The following is a 22,881-nucleotide window of genomic DNA, read 5'->3' as shown; positions in this document are numbered from 1 at the left end:
TCAATGTCTTGACTCGTAATCGTATACGATATTCAATATAATAAAGACAAGCCGGATTGCGAGCGATGAGCGGACAAAAAATTCCTGACCTGATTGGGTATGTGACACCGCTCAGTGCGGCGCCAGGTGGGACGTTGGAGTTCAAGATCTCGTCTCAAGGAGATCGCCCAGTCTCTGCACGCGCATTTCGCCTGATGTGCTGTGATCCGAACCCGAAAGGGCCGGGCATCAAGGCAGAGGCCGCCGACTTTGGTCTCGCGAAAGAGTACGCCTGTACCGCACAGCCAGCGTTTCTCGGATCGTGCGGGTTTGGTGCCGTTGCGCTATCGGGCGATCATGAGGGCGTCAAAGTAGCCCTGAAGGTGATGCCGACCCTGCAGTCCAGTACCCTTCAGACCCTTTTTGCTTTGCAGAATGCCGATGGCACGGCCGGGGTGACGGTGGCCATACGTGACGGCGGAGTCTTCCTTCGGCGCCTGGATCAGGACCTTGAGCATCTGATGGATGTGGACTTGCCAACGGGGCGCTGGTCCAGCCTCGAAGTTGTCTTCGACGAGAAGGGCGTTTCGGTCGCCGTGTCGCCGGTCCTGAGGAAAGCGGCCGCGGAGGCTGCGTATGCAACGATCGCGGACGTGACCTGTGCGGTGCTCGCCGGCGCCGACCATATCTGCCTCGCCGCTCTGTGGCACGGGCAACCTCATTATACCTTCAACGGTTTGATCGAAAATCCATCGATCAGCCTCTTGGCCGAAGGCATGCAAGGAACCGGGCAGGGTGCGGCCTGGGATGTTCTTAGCAGCTGGAACTTCGGCGGTGACGCCCGTCAGACCTTTGTGCCGGACGAACAAGCTGCGGGGCGAGAGCTGTCACTCATCAACATGCCGAACCGCGCCGTCCGGTCGTCGGCCTGGTCCGGCCGCAACATGGATTGGAAACAGGTTCCGGAGGAGTATGCGGCCATCGCCTTTCATTCCGACGATCTCAGTGATTGCGGCTGGCAGACCATGATTCAGATTCAAGTGCCCGCTCACATGCGCTCCGGGGTCTATGGGCTGGAAATCGACAACGGCGTCGGCACGGATACAATCCCGTTTTACGTGACCCCGGGGGAGGGAACACCACGGCAAAGGATTGTCTTCCTCGCCCCGACCTTCACCTACATGGCCTACGCCAACTTCGCCCGCGGCAACTTTGCCGGCGAACTTTCGGAACGCGTGACAGCGTGGAACGCCTATCCGCACAATCCGGACGAGGTCGGGGCCTACGGGTACTCGACCTACAGTCGGCATCCTGATGGAACCGGCATCACGCTTTCGTCGCGCCTTCGGCCCATTCTGACGATGCGCCCGCAAAATCTGATCTACTTTGATGCGAAGGGGTCGGGCCTGCGCCATTTCCCGGCAGATTCGCATCTGACCGACTGGCTTGAGGAGAAGGGGTTCGCCTTCGATGTCATCACTGACGAGGATCTCGATCGGGATGGCCTAGCCGCGTTGTCGCCCTATGACGTGGTGCTGACGGGAACGCATCCCGAGTACCAAACGCGACGCACGATCGAGGCGCTGATCGCCTATCGGGAAGCCGGCGGCAACCTCATGTATCTCGGCGGCAACGGCTTCTACTGGAAGATCGGTCGAAACGACGACATGCCCCACCTGATCGAAGTGCGACGGGCCGAAGGCGGCATGCGGGTGTGGGCGAGTGCGCCTGGAGAATACTATCACCAGCTCGACGGGGAGTATGGCGGCCTGTGGCGCCGCAATGGCATTCCTCCGCAGAAGGTCGCCGGCGTCGGCTTCACGGCCGAGGGCGCGTTCGAAGGCTCCTACTATCTCCGAACCCCCGCCTCATACCGTGACGACCTTGCGTTTCTGTTTAAGGGCATTTCGCCCGACGAGCGCATCGGAGACTTCGGATTGTCAGGTGGAGGTGCTGCCGGTTTCGAGATCGACCAGGCGGCGACAGATCTTGGCACGCCCGATTTCGCTACGGTTGTCGCTTTCTCTGAAGGGCACGGCCCGTCATTCCACACGACCTTCGAAGAGCTTCTGCTTCCCGGAGTGTTCGATGGGCTCCCGCGTGACCAGGGCGGGATCAGCGCCAACATCGTCTACGGCCGGTCTGAGACGGCCGGCGGCCTCTTTGCCGTCGGCTCGATCACGTTTTGCGGGAGCCTTTCGCACAACAACTACGACAACAATGTCTCGCGGCTTCTTGAGAATTGCCTGAGGAGTTTCCTCGATGACTGAGACCGATGATCGCCAGGACGTCCGCATCACCTTCGAAGACCTGAAGTCGCTTCTGCGCGCGATCTTTGTCAACAACCGAACGTCCGACGAAACCGCCGAGATTCTCGCCGAAAACTGTGCCGGTTGCGAGCGGGATGGCGCGCTCAGCCATGGCATATTCCGAATGCCCGGCTATGTGGATTCGCTTGGATCCGGGTGGGTGAGCGGGCAGGCGCTTCCAGACGTCGAGCGTTTTGGACCGTCGTTCATTCGGATCGATGCGAGGAACGGCTTTGCGCAGAGGGCACTCGCGTCTGCCGATCCACTGATCCGGCGTACCGTTCGCGAAACCGGCATCGCAAGCGCGGCCATTCGCAATTCACATCATTTCAGCGCGTTGTGGCCGGACGTCGAGCCCTTCGCCGTTGACGGCTATCTCGCCATGACGATGGTGAACGGACTTGCAAACGTCGTTCCGCACGGCGGCAGGCAGGCCGTCTACGGAACCAATCCCATCGCTTTCGCTGTTCCCGTTGAAGGTTCCGAGCCTCTGGTCGTTGACCAGGCGACGAGCGTGATGGCGAACGGTGAAGTCCGCCTGCATGCGCTGGCCGGCAAGGCGGTGCCAAGCGGCACGGGCGTTGACCGTGACGGGAGGCCCACGACCGATCCCCATGCGATCCTGGCAGGTGGCGCCTTGAACACCTTCGGTGGCTACAAGGGCTCGTCGATCGCTCTGTTCGTCGAAATCCTCGCCGGCGCCGTCACGGGTGGACAGTTTTCGTTCGAGAACGATTTCACCGGGTTTCCGGGCGCGCAGACACCGAAGGCGGGTCAGCTCCTGATCGTCATCGACCCGAACTGGGGTGGCTCCGCAAATTTCACATCCCGCATGGCGCTCCTCTGCCGCCAGTTATTCGACGCTGGCCAGGACCGCCTGCCGGGCGCGCGCCGATTTGCGAACCGCGCCGCATCCGGGCGCTCGGGCATTCCGGTCAAGGCGAATGATCTTCGGCGGCTGCGACTGATGGCGGGCGACCAGAATACTCTAACGTGAAGGTGCAGACGATGCTCGATAAGAACAGACTGGAATTGCGGCGAGAGCTGACGGCGAGGCAGGTGGACCAGCTGGTCGACCTCTTTCAACAGGAGTGGTGGACCAAGGGACGGCAAAAGGCAGATGTCGAACGGCTGATGCGGCACGCCGGGCCGGTTTTCGCGTTCGTCGATCCGTTGAACGATGAACTCGTCGCATTTGCCCGCGCGATGACCGATGGCGTCTACAAGGCGATGATCTTCGACATCATCGTCAAGGACACGTGGCGGAACACCGGGCTTGGCCGGCTCTTGATGGACACGGTGATGACAGATCCCGTTCTTGCCGGCGTCAGGCATCGCGAACTCTACTGCCTCGAGGAGATGGTACCCTTCTACGAAAAATGGGGTTTCACGAGCCATCTGCCTGGCCTCTACTTCATGCGCCAGTCGTCCTGAGCCGTGCCATGAGCACCGACCGGACTGTCCTTGATGTCGACTATGTCGTGATTGGCCTTGGGGCGATGGGGACGTCGACGCTCTACTTCCTCGCCCGATCCGGGGCGAAAGTCGTCGGCATTGACCAGTATAGCCCCCCACATACCTTTGGTGCGAGCCATGGCGGCTACAGAGTGACGAGAGAGGCTGTCGCCGAAGGGCCCGCCTACCTTCACTTCGTCCGCCGGTCGAATGTGCTCTTGAGCGATCTTGAGCGGCAGGACGGGGTCGATCTTGTCGGGCGTACCGGTACATTGATCGTCGGGTCGGACGCTGCCGGTTTTTTGCGCGATACCGTCGAGATCGCCAAAGCCAACGGCATCGAGCATCGGCTCTTGTCCTCCACGGATTTGAAGCAGGTCTATCCGCAACTTGTCGGCCTGGCCAAGAACGATGCGGGGTATTTTGAACCGGCCGCCGGCTTCATCCGCCCAGAGCCCGTGCTGAGCTTGCAGATCGCGCTTGCGAGAGAAGCGGGCGCCAAGATCTTCGAGAATGCCGCGGTCAACCGGATCTCTCCGGTCGAGGGCGGCGTGGAGGTGGAGACCGGCGGCGTGCGCATTCGCGCGCGAAAGGTCGCCGTCGCTGCCGGCAGATGGCTGGGCAGCCTTCTCGGTGGTCAGGTCGATAATCTCTTGTCCGTGACACGGCAAAGGACCTTCAGCTTCAAAGCGTCCGACACGACTGCCTACCGACGCGGCAATTTTCCAACCCTGATGTGGTTTCGCGAGAGCGTTGGCGGCGAATGCGCAACGGTCTTCCCGCTCGAAGGAACGGAAGAGGCGGTGAAGTTCTTCGTGGCCGATACGGAGGCTGATGGGCCCGGTGGCCTGTCTGCCGACGAATTTCACCGCCGTCACGTCCAGCCGTTTTTCGGAGGCGTCTCCGCGCAACTGTATGGCTCGGAGACCTGCTTCTACACGTCGACGCCGGATCACGGATTTCTGCTCGACTGGCATCCGCAAATCCCCGGCTTGTTCCTGGTATCCGCGTGTTCGGGCCATGGTTTCAAGCATGCCCTAGGGATTGGCGAGGCGGTGGCGGGGCTGTTCATGGATCGTCCGGTCATCGACCTGTCTGCCTTCAGCCTGACCCGGTTCGCCGCCAACGCGCTGACCCAGTAATCAACCAACGCGTACATCGGCAAAAAAGCGGCTTGGCTCATATCGTAGATCGTATACGATATCTGAAAATAGTAATGGAACGGCATTTGCCGTCTGCATGAGGGAGAAACATGAAGTACGATCGGTTCCTGACCACAGTCGAGCTGCACACCTGCGGCGAGACCTTTCGCCTGGTCACCCAAGGACTGCCCAAGATACCGGGAAAGACCATCGTCGAGCGCATCACCTGGCTCGAGCGGAATGCGGATCACTATCGCCGCGCCGTGCTGCTGGAGCCCCGCGGCCACAAGGACCTCTACGGGGGCTATCTGACCGAGCCGGTCAGTCCCGAGGCTGATTTCGGTGTGATCTTCCTCAACAACATCGGCTACAGCCCTCATTGCGGCCACGGCGTCATTGCCCTGGCAACCGCCGCAGTCGAGCTTGGCTGGATCGAGCGGAAGGCGCCGGAGACCAAGATCGGCATCGACGCGCCCTGCGGTTTCATTGAAGCCTATGTCCAATGGGATGGCGAACGCACGGGCGCGGTTCGTTTCGTCAATGTGCCGTCGTTCATCTTCAGTCGCGACGTAACGGTTGAAACGCCGACCTTCGGTGAAGTGACCGGCGATGTCGCCTACGGCGGTGCGACCTATTTCTACGTCGATGGCCGCAAGCACGGTGTGGAGATCCGCGAGCACGGTGCGCAGCGCGTCATGCAGCTCGGATACGAGATCAAGGCCGCGGTAAACGCCAAGATGCCGTTCGTGCATCCCGAAATCCCCGAGTTCAACAATGTCTACGGCGTCATGGTCTATGGCGATCCGCGTCACGAGGGGTCCACGCAGGCGAACTGCTGTGTTTATGCCGATCGCGCTGTCGATCGTTCGCCGACCGGATCCGGTACGGCCGGCCGTGTGGCGCAGCTCTACCTACGCGGCGAGATGAGCACCTCGGACACCCTGGTCAATGAATCGATCATCGGCACGATCTTTAGAGGGCGCGTGCTTTCTGAAGCGAAGGTCGGAGACTTCGACGCGATCATCCCGGAAGTGGAGGGGAACGCGCATATCTGCGGGTTCGCCAACTGGGTGATCGACGAAGCCGACCCGCTGAAGTTCGGCTTTCTGGTGGCCTGACCATGATCAAGAGGTTCGACCCAGAGGCCACGGAATCCTTGCTTTCCTTCGACTTGCTCGTGGGAGAGCTGGAAAGAACCGTGGCGGAGTATACGGCAGGAAAGATCGCAAGCCCGGAGCGGCTGGTCATTCCCCTGGCGGACGGCGGCGTGATGCTTTCCATGCCGGCGAGCTCGGAGGACATCGCTAGCCACAAGCTGGTCAACGTATGCCCCGGGAATTTTTCCCTGGATCTGCCGACGATCAACGGCGAAGTCGTTGCCTATGACGCGGTGACCGGGGTTTCCCTGTTTGCCCTCGACGGTCCGACGGTGACCGGTCGAAGGACGGCGGCGATAACGCTGTTTGCGATCAGCCGGCTTCGGGCAGCGCCGCCCAAACGTATCGCCATCGTCGGTACGGGAAAACAGGCGTCGACCCATGCGCAAGCATTTTCGGCGTATTTTCCAGCGGCCGAGCTCGTCGTCGCGGGAATATCCCGAGAGGAGGAAGCGCGGTTTTGCGCCAGGCACTCTGCCTCCGGTGTGCAACCGTTCACGGATCGCAATTGGTCCGGCGTCGACGTTGTCGTCACGCTGACCACGAGCAAGGTGCCCGTCTACGCGGAGGCGGCGACCAAGGATCGGCTCGTTGTCGGTGTGGGCGCGTTCACGCCTGAGGCCGCCGAGGTCGGCCGCGAGACCGTGCTGGCGAGCACTGCCATTGTCGATGACCCGGCTGGAGCACGCCACGAAGCCGGCGACCTCATTCAGGCCGGCGTCGACTGGTCCCGCGTGATCTCGCTCGGCGATGTGCTGCAGGGGAGGGTAAGCCTTGACGGGCCGGTTTTCTTCAAGAGCGTCGGTTGTGCTGCGTGGGACCTCGCGGCGTGTCGCGTGGCCCGCAACGCGATTGATGCAGGCGCGACTGAGCCACGTTGACTCCGATAGACTATCGTATACGATATCCTGATGCGGTCGAGCCCGGCTCTTTTTTGCGGCCAAAGAGTCCATCGCAAAAATCGTATACGATAGCCGATATTCGAAAATCACAACAAAGAGAGGAACTGGAAATGAAGAAACTCATCCCGCTCATGGCTTTCGCCGCTGCAGCGATCTGCGGTACAACTGCCCGGGCAGACCAGCTCGACGACATCATCAGCGCCGGCAAGCTTCGCTGCGCGGTGCAGCTCGACTTCCCGCCGAACGGTTCGCGCGACGCTGACAACAATCCGATCGGCTTCGACGTCGACTATTGCAATGACCTCGGCAAAGCGCTCGGCGTTGAGGTCGAGATCGTCGATACGCCGGAAAACGACCGCATCCCGGCGATCCTGTCGGGGCGCGCCGACGTCGCGGTCGCCGTTGCCTCCGATACGCTGGAGCGCGCAAAGACCGTTGGCTTCTCGATCCCCTATTTCGTGTTCGAGACCATCGTCCTGGCGCGCGAGGATTCGGGCATCAAGGCGCCTGACGACATCAAGGGGCACACGGTCGGCGGTCCGGCCGGCGCCTATGAGACGCTCGCGCTCGCCAAGGAAGTCGAGAAGAAGAACGACCCCGCGTCGAAGATGCTGACGTTCCAGACCCAGTCGGACACGTTTCTGGCGCTCGGTCAGAAGCGTATCGACGCGACCTACACGACCTCCACGATTGCAGCGGCGATCATCGAATCCGGCAAGTATCCGGGCTTGAAGGTCGTCGGTCCTGCGCCTGTTGATGCCGACTACTGCGCGCTGATCGTCAAGCGCCAGGAACAGGGCTGGCTCAACTACGTCAACCTGTTCCTGAACCGCCAGGTACGCTCTGGCCGTTACGCCGAACTTTACAAGAAGTGGATCGGAGATGACGTCGGCGCAGCGCCCGATCTCACCGTTCCAGGCGCCTATCGCTAACGACGATCTGTTTCATCTGACGATGGCGCCCGATCACGATCGATCGGGTGCCTCCGTGAATTCCTCTTTGTGCGCATGGCTGCAACCGGCTGGCGCTTGCAGAGAATGAGGTCGCAAATGGACTATCAATTTCAGTGGAGGCCGGTCCTGCGCTCGCTTCCCGAGATGCTGTGGGGCGCTCTGCAGACGATCGAGATCGCGGGCCTCGCCATGCTGCTCGGAACAATCCTCGCAATCTTCCTCGCTCTCGCCAAACGATCCGGTAAAACGTACCTGTCCTTGCCGGCTGACATGTGGATCGAGACCGCCAGAAACACACCGGCGCTCTTCCAGATCTACATGCTCTTTTTTGGCCTGGGCTCGCTCGGCCTGCAAGTCGGATCCTATGCCGCGCTGTTGCTGGGCATAACGTTCAACAATGCCGGTTATCTCGCCGAGACGTTCCGTGGCGGCTTCGCAGCCGTTCCCGAGACGCAAACGCGAGCGGCACGCTCCCTTGGCATGGGGGCAGTGCAGACCCAGTGGCATATCGTCATCCCGCAGATGCTGCGCGCGGTTTTCCACGCCATGACCAACCAGATGGTGTGGTCCGTCCTGATGAGCTCGCTTGGCGTCATTGTCGGCCTGACCACCGACCTCACTGGCGTCACGCAGGAACTCAACGTCGTGACCTACCGGACCTTCGAGTATTTCTTCGTCGCCGCATGCCTTTACTACCTCATTTCCAAGGCCTTCACGCTGTCGGCGCGCGTCGTGGCCTGGCGCCTGTTCCGATACTAGGAGGCCACGATGTATTTCGGTGGATCATTTTCGTGGGGCGACTTCCTGTTCTTGTTGTCAGGGGCCGTGACCACGCTTTCAATCACCCTTGTCGCCGTCGTCATCGGCACGGTTCTTGGCGTTCTCTTCGGTCTTGTCCGGGCCAGCGCGCCCGGGTGGATCGGCAATTCGCTCGGCGCCGTCCTCGACGTTTTCCGGTCGGTACCGCTGCTTATCCAGCTCGTGCTGTTCAATTCGTTCAACAGCATGCTGAAGTTGAACTGGCCGACCTTCACCGTCGGGTGCATATGCCTGGGGATCTACGCGTCCGCCTTCTGCACCGAGATCGTCAGAAGCGGTGTCGGCGCTGTCCCGCAGACGACGCGCCGGGCGGCCCGGTCTCTCGGCCTCAGCTGGCGACAGGAATTGACGTCGATCACGCTGCCGATCGCCACCCGTGTCGTCTTTCCAAGCTGGATCGGGCTCACGCTCGGCGTGATGAAAGACACGGCGCTCGTGCTGTGGATCGGCATCGTCGAGCTCCTGCGCAGTTCACAGATCGTCACGTCGCGGGTTCAGGAGCCGCTGCTGATTCTCGGCATTACCGGGCTGATCTACTTCGTGATGAGCTTTCCAATCGCCAGGCTCGGCAATCAACTTGAGAAGAAATGGGGCACGCAATGATTGCCATTGAGAACGTTCACAAACAATTCGGCGCGCTGCATGTGCTGAAAGGCGTCGATCTGTCGGTCCAAAAGGGAGAAGTCCTGTCGATGATCGGCGGTTCCGGTTCCGGCAAGTCGACCATGCTGATGTGCATCAACGGCCTTGAGGGCATTCAGCAGGGCCGGATCACGGTTGATGGCGTCGAGGTTCACGCCAAGGCGACCGACCTCAACAAGCTTCGCCGTCGCATCGGCATCGTCTTTCAGCAGTGGAACGCCTTTCCGCACCTGACGGTGCTGGAAAACGTGACGCTTGCTCCGAGAAAGGTCCTCGGCAAGTCCCGGGAGGAGGCGGAAGCGATCGCGATCGAGCAGCTCTCGCATGTCGGCTTGAAGGAAAAGATCGGCGTGTTTCCCTCCCGGCTTTCCGGCGGCCAGCAGCAGCGTATGGCGATCGCAAGGGCACTTGCGATGTCGCCGGACTACATGCTGTTCGACGAGGTTACCTCGGCGCTTGATCCGCAGCTTGTCGGTGAGGTGCTTGACACGATGCGCATGCTTTCGAAGGAGGGCATGACGATGATCGTCGTCACCCACGAGATGCGCTTTGCCCGCGAAGTGTCGGATCGCGTTGCGTTCTTCCGCGAGGGGCGCATTCACGAGATAGGGACGCCGGAACAGATCTTCGAGAGCCCAGAGAAGCCGGAAACGGCGGCATTTCTGAAGTCGTCCACGTGAAAACCGCTGACAAACCGGACACTCAAGCAATCGAGGAATTTGAAATTGCGCTCATCCAAAATCGTCCATGTCGTCAGCTGCCACGCCGAGGGAGAAGTCGGTGACGTCATCGTCGGCGGCGTAGCACCGCCGCCGGGGGAGACCATCTGGGATCAAGCGCGCTGGATCGCCGAGGATGAAACCCTGCGCAATTTCGTCCTCAACGAGCCGCGCGGCGGCGTCTTCCGCCACGTCAACCTGCTGGTGCCGCCCAAGGACCCGAAGGCGCAGATGGGCTGGATCATCATGGAGCCCGCTGACACGCCGCCCATGTCCGGTTCAAATTCGATGTGCGTCTCAACGGTCCTGCTCGACACCGGTATCATCCCAATGCAGGAGCCGCTCACGCATCTCACCCTGGAAGCCCCTGGCGGCCTGATCGATGTCGAGGCGGAATGCCGAAACGGCAAGGCAGAGCGCATCCGCGTGCGCAACGTACCTTCGTTTGCCGACAAGCTTGACGTGAAGCTCGAGGTGGAGGGGATCGGAACGGTCACCGTCGACACTGCCTATGGCGGCGACAGCTTCGTCATTGTCGACGCCGCGGCGCTCGGTTTGAAACTCCGCCCCGATCAGGCGCGCGACATTGCACGGTTGGGCGTGAAAATCACGGAGGCTGCCGACGAGCAGATCGGTTTCAAGCATCCGACAAACGGCTGGAGTGGGATCTCTTTCTGTCAGATGACCGATCCGGTGTTTGTCAAGGACGGCGTCCTGCATGGCAAGAACGCCGTTTCGATTCGTCCAGGTAAGGTCGACCGTTCGCCTTGCGGCACGGGCTGCTCCGCCCGTATGGCCGTTCTCCATGCCAAGGGGTTGATGAAGGCCGGCGACAGGTTCGTCGGTATCTCGCTGCTCGACAGCGAGTTCCATTGCAGCATCGACGAGACGGTTGAGCTCAACGGTATGCCAGCAATTCGCCCGACCCTTTCGGGCCGCGCCTGGATCGTCGGCACGAAGCAGCTGATGGTCGATCCCACCGATCCGTTCCAGGGAGGCTATCGGGTCTCCGATACCTGGCCCATGGATGGCTGATATCCTTGCGCAGATTGCGGCCAACCGACATCGTCCCGCCGCGGCCAATCAGGCGCGCTGGCCAGGGTTCCTACGGATCTCAGCCTACGATCTCCATACGTTCCGGTTTTGTGCGTTTAGGATCGCATAATGTATCGTCTGGAAGGGTGCGACTGGCGCCGTGGTTGTCGAGCTGCGATTCCCGTCATGGACAAGGCGGGCGGTCTTAAGGAGGAAGGTGCTTGGCTTCCCGAGGCAATCACCTCGAAACACGTGGAGGGCATGCCAGTCAAAGGGATTGGTTGAGATTGCAACCGGAAGATGTTGTTATGCGCGGCAAGTAATGGTGTGCCGTCCTTTGACAATCAAACCGAGCTTCTCATGTCGATTTCAGATGCGATCTACCGCCCTTTCGAAACGCTGATCCGACCGCTGGATATCCCCTATCAGCCACTGCCGACCAACGGGCCAGGTGCGGTGCTTCTGCATTTCATCCGGATGTTTCGTGGCGTCGTGGTTGCGATGGCGTTGACGTCGATGGCGGTGGAAGCCATCAATCTGACGATCATCTGGGGGCTGTCGGTGATCGTTGACGGCGTGGCGACAGAGGGCGTCGAACACTTCGTTGAGAACCGTTTCTGGCTTTTGGCGTTCTTGGCCTTTTTGATCTTTCCGGTGATGCCGGTCTTTTTCTACATCACCAACATTCTGAACTCGCATACGATCGGCATCAGTCTGCCAATCGCCATACAGTGGCAGGGACATAAGGCCATCGAAGGGCAGGACCTCGCGTTCTTCCACGACTTGTTTGCCGGGCAGGTGGCATCGCATCTCAACCAGGTCGCCAATGCCGTTCAGCAGCAGATCCTGATCGCCTTTCAGACAGCGCCTCGCTTCCTGCTTCAGATCGTCGGCTCGGTCCTGCTCCTGTTTACCCTCTCGTGGCAGTTGGCGGTACCAGTGGTCATCTGGGTAGTCGTAAACGTGCTCTTCACGATGAAGGTCGTACCCGACTTCACAGAGCGCGCGCGCCGCTCGGCGAAGCAGAACAGTCTGGTGTCCGGCGCGATGACCGACATCTATGGCAACATCCAGATGGTCAACAGTTCGCGGCCGAAGATAGCGAGGCAGGTGCACTCCGCAAGATCATGTCGAAGGCCGTCGCTACGCTTCACCACGAGCAGCGCATCTACAGGACCACGGAACTCGTCGTCATCAGCCTCAATATGCTGCTCTGGCTCGCCATGCTGGGGATCGGCTTTTGGGGGCCTTTCGACAGCTCTTTGACTGTCGGTGATTTCGTCGCGACCGTCTATATTCTCCAGAGGCTTTCGGCGAATTCCTTCACCTTCCTGCAGATGGGGCAGCAGGTCTTCAAGGCGCTGGGCACGATCAAAGATGCGATGCCTGTGATGACCACGCCGCCGACCGTGACCGATCGGCAGGGTGCGACGAAGCTTGTTGTCCAGCACGGCGAAATTCGTTTCGAGAACGTCCGCTTTGCTTATAAGTCGAACCGGCCGGTTATCGATGGCTTGTCGCTGACGGTCCACCCGGGTGAAAAGGTGGGGTTGATAGGCCTTTCCGGCGCCGGAAAGACGACGCTCGTCAGTCTGCTGCTACGTTTCTACGACATCCAGGAGGGCAGCATCGAGATCGACGGTCAAGACATTCGCGCCGTGAGTCAGGCCAGTCTGCGGCGAAACATTGGGGTCATCGCCCAGGATGTCGCGCTCTTGCACCGGTCGGTCGGCGACAACATCCGGTATGGCCGCCCCGAAGCAAGCCAGACAGAGATTGAGCAGGCCGCAAGGGCGGCGCAAGCCGATGCCTTCATCGCCGAACTGACCGATGGCGAGGGGCGAAAAGCTTATGAGGCGTTCGCCGGCGATCGTGGCATCAAGCTTTCGGGAGGTCAGCGGCAGCGTGTTTCGATCGCGCGGGTGCTGCTGAAGAATGCGCCAATTCTGATTCTCGACGAGGCAACGTCCGCCCTCGATAGCGAGGCCGAGGCAGCGATCCAGGAAAAGCTCAATCTGCTGATGGAGGGTAAGACTGTGATTGCGATCGCCCACCGCCTGTCGACAATCGCAAGGATGGACAGGATCATCGTCCTGGATCGTGGTCAGATCATTGAGGAAGGCACGCCGGATGCGCTTCTGGAGCGAGACGGGCTCTATGCCCGTCTTTGGAAGCGGCAGACAGGTGGCTTCATACCAGAAGAACTGGAGTAGGTGCCATTCTGGGCACAGCACCCCTGGCTTGGTTCCGTTCACGGTGAGGGATGCAATCACTTTCTAGAACGTCGCTAAGCGGCAGGGGGAAGCATGCCAGTTGTTGTGTTGGTAGGTGCATCCGGTTCCGGAAAGACCACGATTGCCAAGGCAATCGCGGAGCGCTTTCAAGATGCTGTCGACGTGCTGTTTTTGACAGCATTGGAGTACCAAGTGCCGTAATGGTCGTCGACCATGGATCAGTCGAAGGTTGGCAACGCGCCAAGACCATCGAATGGATGATCCGCCTCGCTCAAATTGCGGACACGCGACGAATGGTTATCCTCGAAGGCCAAACTCGCCTTTCATTCCTTGAGGAAGGCGCCTCGGCCGCGGGATGATTATTTGCCGATTCTCGTGGACTGCGATGATGCAACGCGAATCAGGCGGCTAACGGTTGACCGGCAGCAACCTGAACTCGCAAGCGCCAACACGATAAGGTGGGCGGAATACCTGCGACGGGAAGCTTTGGGCAGGGACTGTCAAGTCCTAGACACGTCAGAGTTATCGCTGAACGAGGCGGTCTCCTACGTCGTGAAGCGAGGCTTGGGGGAGCCGCTATAACTGAAAGCTTCTTTTGGCTGCATTGAACATTCGTTATCCAGGTGCTGCGTCAAGCAACGGCCGTTTGGCGACCAGCATGCTGATATGGTGGGCCCGGCAGACTCGAACCCGCACCCAATCGGGCCGACCGCGCTTCTTTCTTACGGCCCGATTCAAGCTCTTGGTGACGTTGGCATCTTGTAATATTCCGTAAAGTACGTATTTTACGGAAAAATGGAGGTGCATGATGACATCCACCGTAACCGCCGCTGCGGTCTCCAAGAATTTTGGAGCCTATCAGGACGCGGCCGTGCGCGAGCCGTTAATTATCACTAAGAACGGCCGACCGCGCACGGTTTTGATCGCCTATGAGGACTATCTTCGATTGACGCGGCGCGAGCGCCACGTCGAGCTGACGAGCGCGTTGGATGCCGACGAACTCGCCGCAGTCGAAAAATCCACGATGGATCCCGGACTTGACCATCTCAACGCCGAATTGACGAAGGACAAGAATGCTGCCAGCTGAGCCGAAAGTCGGCTGGGTCTTCCGCTATTCCTATCTCTGGCACTGGCAGCATTTGGAAGGACGAGAAGAGGGGGACAAGGATCGCCCGGCGCTCGTTCTTGCCATCGTTGCCACCTTGGAAGATGGAACGCCGGTGGTCCGGGTCCTTCCGATCACGCATACGCTACCCTCCGACCCGGCCGATGCCGTCGAGATTCCGCCGGCGACAAAGCGTCGATTGGGGTTGGATGACGAACGCTCCTGGATTGTTTTGACGGAGAGCAACCGCTTTGCCTGGCCAGGGCCGGACGTCCGACCGCTCGACACGGAAAGCGGCTACCACGGCCCGTTGCCTCCGGCCCTGTTCGAAGAGGTGAAGCGTCGTTTTGTCGGGCTGGCGCGCAGCCAAAGACATCAGGCGACCCCGCGTAGTTCCTAAAAGCGATTTGTTCCGGCAATTTCTGCAAAATGGCGCATCGCATGACGGTCCCGAAAAGACGGGACGGCAATCATGCGGTTCGCCAGCATCTTGCGCCGAACTCCCGTAAAGCAACCGTCAAGCCGAAGGGCAGATCAAACCTGGCAAAGGCTCGTTGCGCGTATGTTCACGGTCTGGGCCAAGCAGATCGCATAATGTATCGAGTGGAATGCCCTGGACGGCAAAGGCTAGGCGTGGTTTTTGGCGGCGACAATCGCCTCTGCCTGTATCACACAGAGCTCGATTTCTTGTTTCGTCATGCCATTGGCTGCGTTGGCGGAGCGTTCGAGCTTCGAGAGGCTGAACCAGCCTTTGGGCGGGAGCCTGGTTCCCGCGAATTTCAGGCGGTATTATCCTCGGCCTCGCTGCTGTCGTCTGAGAGGTCCAAAGAGGCAAGCCCGGCTTCCGACTGCGACGGCGATCGCTTGGCGGCGTTGTGTCGTGCGAATTTGCATGACTCTGCTTGCTAGGTGCGGTCATTGGAGTTGCGGGGTGACGGCCTCTTCGACGCCGTTGAGGGTCTATCAAACCGGATCCAATCGTGCGAAGTGCGCCGCTTCCCCGATATTTGACTTGAGGGCGCTGGACGACGATAAAGCAGGCGCATGTTGGCCGTCTCGCGATTTTATATGGCGGTCAGCGCCGCAGAAGAGACTCAACAGCAGGTCCATGACCGCTTCGACCCTTTCATCGGCGACGGAGTAGAAGATCGTGCGCGACTCCCGACGCGTCTTGACCAGGCCCGCCTGGCGCAGCTCCGCAAGTTGTTGCGAGAGTGCCGGCTGCTTCAGCCCAAGGTCGTTCTGGATGTCGCCGACCGACCGCTCCTGCTGAGCGATGTGGCAAAGCAGCATCAGCCGGCTTGGCGCGCTGAACAACCGCATGAATTCGGCGGCCTCGGTGGCCTTGTTCTGCAGCGTTTCGATGGGAATGTCTTTCCCGCTCATGCGATCCGCTCCCTATAATACCAAGCGCCCGTCGACCCATTGGCCGCTTCCGCCTCCTCCAGGGTCGTTGCCGGCTGCAATAACAGTGGGTCGCCGGAACACCAACCCTCTGGCGTGGAGGCGCCTTCGCGCTGAGATACCTGCAAGGCTTCGACAAGGCGCAAAAGTTCGTCCACGGATCGACCTATATTCGTGGGATACCAGACGATAGCGCGGATAACGCCTTCAGGATCGATGACATAGGTGGCCCTGACGGTTGCGCTGCTCGGCGCCGCACTGTCGAGCATGCCATAGGCTTGCGCAATCGCCATCGACGGATCCTCGATAAGCGGGAAGTCCACCTTGACGCCGAAGCTCCGCTCGATATCGCGCAACCAGGCAAGATGCGAATAGAGGCCGTCGACCGATAGACCCAAGAGGTCGCATCCGCATGCGGCAAAATGTTCCTTTGCACGCGCAAAGGCGATGAATTCACTCGTGCAAACCGGAGTGAAATCGGCCGGATGCGAAAAGAACAAAACCCAGCGGCCTCGATAACTGGCAAGCGACACCTCTCCCGCCGTCGATCGAGCCGAGAAGCCGGGCGCGTGATCGTTGATCCTGAGAGTGCGCGCCTCAGTTCCTGAATCGGTGTCGTTCATTCCAAATCTCCTGACCGGTACCTGTCCGCCTATAGCTCAGAAGCCATCGCAATTCCACGATATACACACTTGCATATTTAATGTAAATATATACCTAAATGATCAACCAGGAGATCAGTCATGACGGATACCGCATTCACTCACGCGCGCGAAACTATCCTCGCCGCCCAAGACGAACCCATGAAGAGGCCGGTAATAAAGTCATTCTTCGACCCCGCAACGTTCACCGTCAGCCACGTCGTTCGCGATCCGGGATCGAACGCCTGTGCCATTATCGACAGTGTGCTCGATTACGATCCCGCCTCCGGGCGGACAATGAATGACTCAGCACGGGTGCTCATTAATTACGTAAAATCCGAAAGTCTTGAGGTACAGTGGCTTCTGGAGACGCATGCCCATGCAGATCACCTGTCGGCAGCTCCGCTACTGCAGGCCGAGCTCGGGGGCGCGCTCGCGATTGGCCGCGAGATTATCCGGGTGCAGGAGGTCTTCGGCAAGATCTTCAATGCCGGCTCGGAGTTCCAGCGGGACGGCAGCCAATTCGATCAGCTCTTCCAAGATGGTGACCGGTTCAAGATTGGCGATCTCGAGGCAACGGTCTTGCACGTACCGGGACACACCCCCGCCTGCCTCGCCTACATCATCGGCGACGCCATATTCCCTGGCGACACGCTGTTCATGCCCGACTATGGCACGGCACGCTGCGACTTTCCGGGCGGCGATGCTCGTCAACTCTATCGGTCGATCCAGAGACTGATGCGCCTGCCGGGCGAAACCCGCATGTTCATGTGTCACGACTACAAGGCGCCAGGCCGCGAGGAATTTGCTTGGGAGACCACCGTGAGTGCAGAACGGACCGGAAACGTTCATGTGCACGACGGCATTGGCGAAGATGCGTTCGTCAAGATGCGGACCGAGCGGGACGCGACGCTTTCGATGCCGAACCTGATCTTACCTTCAGTGCAGATCAACATGCGCGGCGGCCGGTTGCCACCCGCAGAAGACAATGGCGTGCACTATCTTAAAATCCCCGTGAACAGGTTGTGACAGCGATGAGTGAGATCAACTATCATTGGCCATTAGCCGGCGGCCTTCTAATCGGCCTGTCGGCGGGCCTTTACCTTCTGCTAAACGGACGGATCGCCGGAGTTTCCGGTCTTACGGCCGCGGCGGCGGGCCTGACAGGTGGCGGGATCAACAAGTTGGGACTGGGCTTTCTCGCAGGCATCGTCGCCGGCGCCTGGTTCACGTCCCTCCTTGTTCGAGAACCCCACATCGCCATCACCTCCTCGCCCCCGTTGCTGATCGCTGCAGGACTGATCGTCGGTTACGGCACACGGCTCGGATCCGGATGCACGAGCGGTCACGGCGTTTGCGGGATCGCACGTCTTTCGCGACGTTCGCTCGCTGCAACAGCAATCTTCATGGCCGTAGCAGGCATTACCGTCTTCGTGACCCGCCATCATCTGGGAGGTCAATTATGATCGCTCGTGTCCTGGCATCCATCCTCTGCGGCCTCATCTTTGGGGCGGGGCTGGTGATCTCCGACATGATCAACCCCGCACGTGTGCTGGCCTTCCTCGATGTCGCCGGCAACTGGGATCCATCGCTGGCGTTTGTAATGGGGGGTGCCCTCATCCCCTCCGCCGCCGCCTACATCATCCGCGGTCGCCGCGCGGCACCACTGCTCGACAGCCGCTTCCATGTACCAGAAAATGCCTCGATCGACTGGAAGCTGGCGACTGGCGCGGCCCTTTTCGGGCTCGGTTGGGGATTGGTGGGGCTCTGCCCCGGTCCGGCGATCGCCGCATTGTCGACCGGCCGATGGGAGGCCGCGGTGTTCGTTGCGGCGATGTTGCTCGGCATGGCGGCCTATCGCGTTTCGCTCGGCGGCATGTTGAAAACCAGCTCTTCAGCCAGCACTAAAGCCTAGCTCGACGGAACATCCATGTATCTCGATCCTCTACAATATTTTCTCGGCGGGCTGTCCGGTGTCCTGGTTGGCTTCACTCTCGGCCTGTTTGGCGGCGGCGGTTCGATACTCGCCGTCCCGCTGATGGTCTATCTGGTCGGCGTACCGAGCGCGCATCTGGCGATCGGTACCAGCGCGCTCGCGGTTGCCGCCAATGCCTTCACGAACCTTGTCGCTCACGCGCGCCTCGGCAACGTCAAATGGCGTTGTGCCGCCGTCTACAGTGCCGCCGGAATCGCCGGAGCGTTCCTCGGTTCAACGCTCGGCAAGATGGTCAGCGGCCAGCACTTGCTGATACTGTTCGCCCTCCTGATGCTGGTCATCGGCGCCCTAATGTTCAAACGAGGGGATGCCGAAGGCAATCCGGGAGCCCAATGCAATCCCGAGAATGCCTCTAAAGTCTTGGGTTTTGGCGGCATGACCGGCATTCTATCAGGTTTCTTCGGGATTGGCGGGGGGTTCCTCATCGTCCCCGGGCTCATTGCGGCAACAGGCATGCCGATCATCAATGCCATCGGCTCCTCCCTCGTCGCCGTCACCGCACTTGGGCTGACGACGGCCCTGAACTACGCCTTTTCCGGCTATGTCGACCGGGCGCTGGCAGCGGTCTTCATCCTCGGCGGTGTCGCAGGCGGGACCCTTGGCGCATTCGTCGCGGCACATCTTTCGGCCAGGAAAGGCGTGCTCAATAGATTGTTCGCTTCACTGATCTTCGTAGTCGCTGGCTACATGATCTACAGGGGCGTGGGCCAGATTACGGCGTCTTGATCCCACGCCGACCGAGGAGATCATTTCGAAGCAGGCTGAAACGCTCCAACGAAAACCGAACGTTGGCATGCGGCTTTGACAAAGCGGTACAGCGAACGACAGGCGCCTTGAAGGCTGTCGGTTTTGGCATCATCACCGAAATCGACGTCAAGGAGACGCTGAAGAAGAAGATCGACGTGGACTTCCGTGCTTACCGGATCCTCGGCGCCTGCAACCCGCGCATGGCGTATGAGGCGCTCAACATCGAGGAGAAGGTCGGTACGATGTTGCCGTGCAACGTCATTATACAGGATGCTGGAGACCGCAAGATCGAGGTCGCCGCCATTGATCCTGTCGCCTCGATGCAAGCGATCGGCAATCCATCGCTTTTGGAGACCGCCAAGCGAGTGCGGTCGATGCTGGAGAGCGTCGTCGAGGGACTTTGACCGGTCGTCTCGCTCACAATCATGACGCAAAGAAAATCAGAGCCACTAGGTGTCGGCCAGAGACGTCGGCTCGCGCATTTGATGCCGATCAATGACCCAATGTTGGCCAGCGACTTATCATTGATGCTCACTCAGCAGGAGCACAGCGATGTTCAAGGCCTCCATGATTGTACTGATGACCGTTGGGATGTGGTCAGGGCAAGCGCTCGCCGACGACGCCGGGCCGCGATGGGGTTTGGGACAGGGGCTTGGTCCTGGAATGATGCAGCGTCTCGGTGCTATCGATACCAATGACGACGGTATGATCAGCGATGACGAAGCGGCCGCCCAGGTGGAATTGGTGTTCGCCGCGATGGACGGTGACGACGGTGAGTTGACCGAGGACGAATATTTGAGTGTGCGTATGGGCCCTGGACGAGGCTTTAACGAAGCGCGGCAGAAGGTCATGCAGGAACGAAAGAAGACCCGGTTCGCTCAAATGGACCACGACAAGAACGGCAAGGTCAGCAAGGCGGAGTTCATGGCGGCCGGCAAGGCTCGCTTTGAAGCGGCCGATACCGACAAGGATGGAAGGGTCACGCCCTGGGAATTTCGCGCTCAGCACAGGAATTTGATGTGAGTGCGAGCAGGCATGTTGTATGTCCCCATTGCGCCGCGGTGAACCGGCTAACGGCAAACCGTGACGCGGGGTCGGCTAAGTGCGGTGTCTGCAAGCAAGGGCTGTTCGTCGGACGTCCAGTGGACGCAAACGCAGAAATGCTCACAGATCAGATCAGTCGCAGCGATATCCCCGTGCTTGTAGATGTCTGGGCACCCTGGTGCGGTCCCTGCCGGATGATGGCCCCTGCTTTTGCGGAGGCTGCGAAAATACTGGAGCCGGGCATCCGCGTGGTGAAGCTCAACTCCGAGGAGCATCAAAAGGTCGCCGCCCAGCTCGGCATTCAAAGCATTCCGACGTTATTGCTTTTCCAAGGCGGGCGGGAACTCGCCAGGACTTCCGGCGCCATGAACACGCGCCAAATTGTTGACTGGACCGGCGCCCACTTAAATGGTCAGCAGCGACAACCGCTCGCTTAGCAAAAGCGTTCACGTGGTCTACAGATCGAAAGGCAGCCTACGCCTGACGGCGCGTGCCGGACGTGATCTCTGTCATCAGTTCAGGAGCAAAAAACTGCACCAGTACGCTGATCAACGCAAAGGATCTGACACGCGTGCCTTTAGGGAGCCAGTAAGAGTTTTTCCCCAATCGTACAGTCTGTAGCCGCTTCGCCTGATGCGAGCTGAAAACGATCAGCGGGCGAACGTCCGCTCACTTCCATAACTAGCTTTTGACGGATAGCGACGGCAAAGTCCTCTGGCTCGTGCACGGCAAGCACGAACGAACCGGGGCCGCCGATGACGCAGTCTCGATAGTACCGGTCCAGAGGACCGAAAGAGACAGAGGGCCGAATCATGATGGCAAGTCCGTTGATGATAATGCCGCGGGCCAGAGTATCAGCGCGTGTGGAAATCACTGGAGGTCCGGTGTTGTTCGGTCCATCGCCTGAAATATCTAAGATTCGTCGCGTACCAGAAAATTCATTCCCGTCGATTAGAGACGTAGCAAAGGAGATTGCGTTGGAGACGGAAGTCGCCCGCCGTGTTCCAATTGGCCGGGCCTCGAGTTTGGCCGCGAAGGCTTTGGCATCCGCCGCATCATCAATTACCTGCCACGCGATGACCGATTTCTCGTTTACCAACCCCGCCCATTCGAAATAGCCTAGGGCAATGCGTCCAAGGTAACCGCCCTTAACTGCGTCCACAAAATCCGGGTGCCTCAGTGCCTCAACATACCCGGCCCGCTGCACATGCGCTTCTTCCAGGTCCATCGAGCCTGATACATCGACCGCAAGCATGAGTTCGACATCAACTGGTTCGGCAGCCATTGTTTGAAGCGAGAATCCGCTGAACGCCAGGATCACTGATAGAACTTTGAGCATCGTCTTGACTCGCCCCCTTGGAAGACGCGGTGCCATTTGCTCGAACTATTGTATCGGCCCGCGTTCTGACCGCAAAGCGGCAAGACGGTAGACTATTTCATATCGTGTACGTCGTCGGTCGCGCGGCGCGACGCAGATTTTGCGAGATCGCTGGCCGCTGGATTCGCAAGGGGAGTGACAAACAATGTGATTAGTCATGACTGCCAGTCAGATTCGGAACTGAAGGGCTGATTCTCTAAAAGCAGATGGTGTGCCGCTGTGCCGTGTTTGTTTCCGATTTGTGCGTCTGGGATCGCATAATGTATCGACTGGAATGTTATCCCTAAGAGCCTGACCGAAAAAGAGTTGAGTGAAATCAGTCATTTGTGATTCTGTTTGTTTGCTTAGGACGAACGGAGACCACAATGGGTTGGACTGATTTCACCCGTCGGCAATATGCCCGACGCGCGAGTCGTTATGCAAGTGATCTGACGGACCGGGAATGGGGATTGATCTCGCCTTATCTACCTGGGCCAAGGCGTTTGGGCAGGCCACGTCGTACCGATCTTCGCGAGGTCGTGAATGCGCTGCTTTATATTGCTTCGACGGGTTGTCAGTGGCGAATGCTGCCAAAGGACTTTCCGCCGTTTACGACAGTTCAGGCCTATTTCTACGAATGGCGGGCGACGGGTTTATGGAGCGGGATCAACCATCGTCTTGTGATGGAGACGCGCGAGTTGGAAGGTCGGCAAGCCTCGCCGTCTGCTGGCGTGATCGACAGCCAGAGCGTGAAAACCACGGAAAGCGGCGGGATTTCGGGCTATGACGCCGGCAAGAAGATCAAGGGGCGCAAGCGCCACATCATTGTCGACACGCTGGGGCTGATGGTCGGCCTGGTGGTGCATGGCGCGGACATTCAGGACCGTGATGGGGCATCCGGCCTCCTGAAATCAATCCGCCACCGCTGGCCCTGGCTCCGACATGTCTTCGCCGATGGCGGCTATGCGGGCGACAAGCTGAAGGGGAGATTGGCGAAGTTCGGCCAGTGGACGATGGAAATCGTCAAGCGTTCCGACAAGGGCAAGGGCTTCACCGTGCTGCCGCGTCGCTGGGTGGTGGAACGGACCTTCGCCTGGCTCGGTCGTTGCCGTAGACTGGCCAAAGATTGGGAGAAAACGATCGCCTCCGCCGAGGCATGGATCACAATCGCCCACATCCGCATCCTCACGCGGCGGCTCGCAAGATACAGATATTGCTGAGGTCTTTTTGAGTCAGCCTCT

At 59.6% G+C, this 22,881-nt stretch carries 25 protein-coding genes and 1 pseudogene; 23 read left to right on the top strand and 3 right to left on the bottom strand.

All coding sequences use genetic code 11. The features are described 5' to 3' along the window. Window positions 1-65: 65 nt before the first annotated feature. The 15 genes and pseudogenes from ACTJKE_RS31485 to ACTJKE_RS31415 all read left to right on the top strand — a co-directional run bounded on the left by ACTJKE_RS31485 (window position 66) and on the right by ACTJKE_RS31415 (window position 14,851). Window positions 66-2,249, top strand: coding sequence for a N,N-dimethylformamidase beta subunit family domain-containing protein (locus tag ACTJKE_RS31485; protein ID WP_440638956.1), 2,184 nt, complete (start codon window positions 66-68; stop codon window positions 2,247-2,249). Continuing rightward, complete coding sequence (locus ACTJKE_RS31480) at window positions 2,242-3,285, top strand: Ldh family oxidoreductase (RefSeq protein ID WP_440638954.1); 1,044 nt, start codon at window positions 2,242-2,244, stop codon at window positions 3,283-3,285. The genes ACTJKE_RS31485 and ACTJKE_RS31480 overlap by 8 nt, the downstream gene beginning before the upstream one ends. 11 nt (window positions 3,286-3,296) lie before the next feature. Further along, window positions 3,297-3,722, top strand: a complete 426-nt coding sequence (locus ACTJKE_RS31475; protein ID WP_440638952.1) for a GNAT family N-acetyltransferase — start codon at window positions 3,297-3,299, stop codon at window positions 3,720-3,722. An 8-nt stretch (window positions 3,723-3,730) separates the two neighbouring features. Further along, on the top strand, window positions 3,731-4,885 hold the full coding sequence (solA, locus tag ACTJKE_RS31470; RefSeq protein WP_440638950.1) for an N-methyl-L-tryptophan oxidase: 1,155 nt from the start codon (window positions 3,731-3,733) through the stop codon (window positions 4,883-4,885). A 110-nt stretch (window positions 4,886-4,995) separates the two neighbouring features. Further along, window positions 4,996-6,003, top strand: coding sequence for a trans-3-hydroxy-L-proline dehydratase (gene lhpH, locus ACTJKE_RS31465; RefSeq protein ID WP_440638948.1), 1,008 nt, complete (start codon window positions 4,996-4,998; stop codon window positions 6,001-6,003). Between the two features lie 2 nt (window positions 6,004-6,005). Then, window positions 6,006-6,923 (top strand): bifunctional Delta(1)-pyrroline-2-carboxylate/Delta(1)-piperideine-2-carboxylate reductase, encoded by a 918-nt coding sequence (gene lhpI / locus ACTJKE_RS31460; protein WP_440638946.1) that lies wholly within the window; start codon window positions 6,006-6,008, stop codon window positions 6,921-6,923. Window positions 6,924-7,054: 131 nt separating this feature from the next. Further along, a complete protein-coding gene (locus ACTJKE_RS31455; protein ID WP_440638944.1) occupies window positions 7,055-7,876 on the top strand; it encodes a transporter substrate-binding domain-containing protein in 822 nt (273 codons plus the stop codon). 117 nt (window positions 7,877-7,993) lie between these two features. After that, the gene (locus ACTJKE_RS31450; RefSeq protein WP_327494399.1) at window positions 7,994-8,656 is read left to right on the top strand and encodes an amino acid ABC transporter permease; all 663 of its coding nucleotides are present in this window, start codon (window positions 7,994-7,996) and stop codon (window positions 8,654-8,656) included. A 9-nt stretch (window positions 8,657-8,665) separates the two neighbouring features. Further along, window positions 8,666-9,319 (top strand): amino acid ABC transporter permease, encoded by a 654-nt coding sequence (locus ACTJKE_RS31445; RefSeq protein ID WP_113188143.1) that lies wholly within the window; start codon window positions 8,666-8,668, stop codon window positions 9,317-9,319. Then, complete coding sequence (locus tag ACTJKE_RS31440; protein WP_440638940.1) at window positions 9,316-10,038, top strand: amino acid ABC transporter ATP-binding protein; 723 nt, start codon at window positions 9,316-9,318, stop codon at window positions 10,036-10,038. Before ACTJKE_RS31445 ends, ACTJKE_RS31440 begins: the two co-directional genes overlap by 4 nt. A 45-nt stretch (window positions 10,039-10,083) precedes the next feature. After that, window positions 10,084-11,112 carry a trans-3-hydroxy-L-proline dehydratase gene (locus ACTJKE_RS31435; RefSeq protein WP_440638938.1) on the top strand — a complete coding sequence of 343 codons (1,029 nt, stop codon included), beginning with the start codon at window positions 10,084-10,086 and terminating at the stop codon, window positions 11,110-11,112. A 360-nt stretch (window positions 11,113-11,472) separates the two neighbouring features. Further along, window positions 11,473-13,325, top strand: a pseudogene (locus tag ACTJKE_RS31430) (ABC transporter ATP-binding protein). A 93-nt stretch (window positions 13,326-13,418) separates the two neighbouring features. Next, the gene (locus ACTJKE_RS31425) at window positions 13,419-13,547 is read left to right on the top strand and encodes an ATP-binding cassette domain-containing protein (protein ID WP_245296219.1); all 129 of its coding nucleotides are present in this window, start codon (window positions 13,419-13,421) and stop codon (window positions 13,545-13,547) included. Window positions 13,548-14,154: 607 nt separating this feature from the next. After that, complete coding sequence (locus ACTJKE_RS31420; RefSeq protein ID WP_058328843.1) at window positions 14,155-14,433, top strand: type II toxin-antitoxin system Phd/YefM family antitoxin; 279 nt, start codon at window positions 14,155-14,157, stop codon at window positions 14,431-14,433. After that, window positions 14,420-14,851, top strand: coding sequence for a hypothetical protein (locus ACTJKE_RS31415; protein WP_058328838.1), 432 nt, complete (start codon window positions 14,420-14,422; stop codon window positions 14,849-14,851). Before ACTJKE_RS31420 ends, ACTJKE_RS31415 begins: the two co-directional genes overlap by 14 nt. A 563-nt stretch (window positions 14,852-15,414) precedes the next feature. Here the strand turns inward: ACTJKE_RS31415 and ACTJKE_RS31410 are convergent. Both ACTJKE_RS31410 and ACTJKE_RS31405 read right to left on the bottom strand, forming a co-directional pair. Next, entirely contained in the window at window positions 15,415-15,837 is a 423-nt protein-coding gene (locus tag ACTJKE_RS31410) for a metalloregulator ArsR/SmtB family transcription factor (RefSeq protein WP_113514776.1), read from the bottom strand. Further along, window positions 15,834-16,478 (bottom strand): peroxiredoxin, encoded by a 645-nt coding sequence (locus tag ACTJKE_RS31405; protein WP_113514775.1) that lies wholly within the window; start codon window positions 16,476-16,478, stop codon window positions 15,834-15,836. The genes ACTJKE_RS31410 and ACTJKE_RS31405 overlap by 4 nt, the downstream gene beginning before the upstream one ends. A 120-nt stretch (window positions 16,479-16,598) precedes the next feature. Here ACTJKE_RS31405 and ACTJKE_RS31400 point away from each other — a divergent pair, with 120 nt between their 5' ends. The 7 genes from ACTJKE_RS31400 to trxC all read left to right on the top strand — a co-directional run bounded on the left by ACTJKE_RS31400 (window position 16,599) and on the right by trxC (window position 20,720). After that, window positions 16,599-17,525, top strand: coding sequence for an MBL fold metallo-hydrolase (locus ACTJKE_RS31400; RefSeq protein ID WP_113514774.1), 927 nt, complete (start codon window positions 16,599-16,601; stop codon window positions 17,523-17,525). A gap of 5 nt (window positions 17,526-17,530) precedes the next feature. Then, window positions 17,531-17,962 carry a YeeE/YedE family protein gene (locus ACTJKE_RS31395; protein ID WP_058328442.1) on the top strand — a complete coding sequence of 144 codons (432 nt, stop codon included), beginning with the start codon at window positions 17,531-17,533 and terminating at the stop codon, window positions 17,960-17,962. Next, window positions 17,959-18,411, top strand: coding sequence for a DUF6691 family protein (locus ACTJKE_RS31390; RefSeq protein ID WP_058324811.1), 453 nt, complete (start codon window positions 17,959-17,961; stop codon window positions 18,409-18,411). The genes ACTJKE_RS31395 and ACTJKE_RS31390 overlap by 4 nt, the downstream gene beginning before the upstream one ends. Before the next feature lie 15 nt (window positions 18,412-18,426). Next, complete coding sequence (locus ACTJKE_RS31385; RefSeq protein ID WP_058328441.1) at window positions 18,427-19,218, top strand: sulfite exporter TauE/SafE family protein; 792 nt, start codon at window positions 18,427-18,429, stop codon at window positions 19,216-19,218. Window positions 19,219-19,325: 107 nt separating this feature from the next. Then, window positions 19,326-19,643 (top strand): DUF302 domain-containing protein, encoded by a 318-nt coding sequence (locus ACTJKE_RS31380; RefSeq protein ID WP_245296184.1) that lies wholly within the window; start codon window positions 19,326-19,328, stop codon window positions 19,641-19,643. 148 nt (window positions 19,644-19,791) lie between these two features. Continuing rightward, complete coding sequence (locus ACTJKE_RS31375; protein WP_058328440.1) at window positions 19,792-20,262, top strand: EF-hand domain-containing protein; 471 nt, start codon at window positions 19,792-19,794, stop codon at window positions 20,260-20,262. Then, window positions 20,259-20,720: a thioredoxin TrxC gene (gene trxC / locus ACTJKE_RS31370; RefSeq protein ID WP_058328439.1), complete on the top strand. Its 462-nt coding sequence runs from the start codon at window positions 20,259-20,261 to the stop codon at window positions 20,718-20,720. Before ACTJKE_RS31375 ends, trxC begins: the two co-directional genes overlap by 4 nt. 140 nt (window positions 20,721-20,860) lie before the next feature. Here the strand turns inward: trxC and ACTJKE_RS31365 are convergent, their stop codons facing one another. Further along, window positions 20,861-21,622: a DUF1194 domain-containing protein gene (locus ACTJKE_RS31365; protein WP_058328438.1), complete on the bottom strand. Its 762-nt coding sequence runs from the start codon at window positions 21,620-21,622 to the stop codon at window positions 20,861-20,863. A gap of 404 nt (window positions 21,623-22,026) precedes the next feature. Between ACTJKE_RS31365 and ACTJKE_RS31360 the strand changes: the two genes are divergently transcribed. After that, window positions 22,027-22,860: an IS5 family transposase gene (locus ACTJKE_RS31360; RefSeq protein ID WP_058326576.1), complete on the top strand. Its 834-nt coding sequence runs from the start codon at window positions 22,027-22,029 to the stop codon at window positions 22,858-22,860. Window positions 22,861-22,881 lie beyond the last annotated feature (21 nt).

It is taken from the genome of Ensifer sp. 22521, assembly GCF_052044795.1.
Taxonomy (GTDB): Bacteria; Pseudomonadota; Alphaproteobacteria; order Rhizobiales; family Rhizobiaceae; genus Ensifer.
This window is presented reverse-complemented; position numbering and strand designations above follow the sequence as displayed.

Coding starts and splice junctions, on each gene's coding strand:
- ACTJKE_RS31485 (WP_440638956.1), top strand. CDS start 66: ATGAGCGGACAAAAAATTCCTGACCTGATTGGGTATGTGACACCGCTC.
- ACTJKE_RS31480 (WP_440638954.1), top strand. CDS start 2,242: ATGACTGAGACCGATGATCGCCAGGACGTCCGCATCACCTTCGAAGAC.
- ACTJKE_RS31475 (WP_440638952.1), top strand. CDS start 3,297: ATGCTCGATAAGAACAGACTGGAATTGCGGCGAGAGCTGACGGCGAGG.
- solA (WP_440638950.1), top strand. CDS start 3,731: ATGAGCACCGACCGGACTGTCCTTGATGTCGACTATGTCGTGATTGGC.
- lhpH (WP_440638948.1), top strand. CDS start 4,996: ATGAAGTACGATCGGTTCCTGACCACAGTCGAGCTGCACACCTGCGGC.
- lhpI (WP_440638946.1), top strand. CDS start 6,006: ATGATCAAGAGGTTCGACCCAGAGGCCACGGAATCCTTGCTTTCCTTC.
- ACTJKE_RS31455 (WP_440638944.1), top strand. CDS start 7,055: ATGAAGAAACTCATCCCGCTCATGGCTTTCGCCGCTGCAGCGATCTGC.
- ACTJKE_RS31450 (WP_327494399.1), top strand. CDS start 7,994: ATGGACTATCAATTTCAGTGGAGGCCGGTCCTGCGCTCGCTTCCCGAG.
- ACTJKE_RS31445 (WP_113188143.1), top strand. CDS start 8,666: ATGTATTTCGGTGGATCATTTTCGTGGGGCGACTTCCTGTTCTTGTTG.
- ACTJKE_RS31440 (WP_440638940.1), top strand. CDS start 9,316: ATGATTGCCATTGAGAACGTTCACAAACAATTCGGCGCGCTGCATGTG.
- ACTJKE_RS31425 (WP_245296219.1), top strand. CDS start 13,419: ATGCCAGTTGTTGTGTTGGTAGGTGCATCCGGTTCCGGAAAGACCACG.
- ACTJKE_RS31420 (WP_058328843.1), top strand. CDS start 14,155: ATGACATCCACCGTAACCGCCGCTGCGGTCTCCAAGAATTTTGGAGCC.
- ACTJKE_RS31415 (WP_058328838.1), top strand. CDS start 14,420: ATGCTGCCAGCTGAGCCGAAAGTCGGCTGGGTCTTCCGCTATTCCTAT.
- ACTJKE_RS31410 (WP_113514776.1), bottom strand. CDS start 15,837: ATGAGCGGGAAAGACATTCCCATCGAAACGCTGCAGAACAAGGCCACC.
- ACTJKE_RS31405 (WP_113514775.1), bottom strand. CDS start 16,478: ATGAACGACACCGATTCAGGAACTGAGGCGCGCACTCTCAGGATCAAC.
- ACTJKE_RS31400 (WP_113514774.1), top strand. CDS start 16,599: ATGACGGATACCGCATTCACTCACGCGCGCGAAACTATCCTCGCCGCC.
- ACTJKE_RS31395 (WP_058328442.1), top strand. CDS start 17,531: ATGAGTGAGATCAACTATCATTGGCCATTAGCCGGCGGCCTTCTAATC.
- ACTJKE_RS31390 (WP_058324811.1), top strand. CDS start 17,959: ATGATCGCTCGTGTCCTGGCATCCATCCTCTGCGGCCTCATCTTTGGG.
- ACTJKE_RS31385 (WP_058328441.1), top strand. CDS start 18,427: ATGTATCTCGATCCTCTACAATATTTTCTCGGCGGGCTGTCCGGTGTC.
- ACTJKE_RS31375 (WP_058328440.1), top strand. CDS start 19,792: ATGTTCAAGGCCTCCATGATTGTACTGATGACCGTTGGGATGTGGTCA.
- ACTJKE_RS31365 (WP_058328438.1), bottom strand. CDS start 21,622: ATGCTCAAAGTTCTATCAGTGATCCTGGCGTTCAGCGGATTCTCGCTT.
- ACTJKE_RS31360 (WP_058326576.1), top strand. CDS start 22,027: ATGGGTTGGACTGATTTCACCCGTCGGCAATATGCCCGACGCGCGAGT.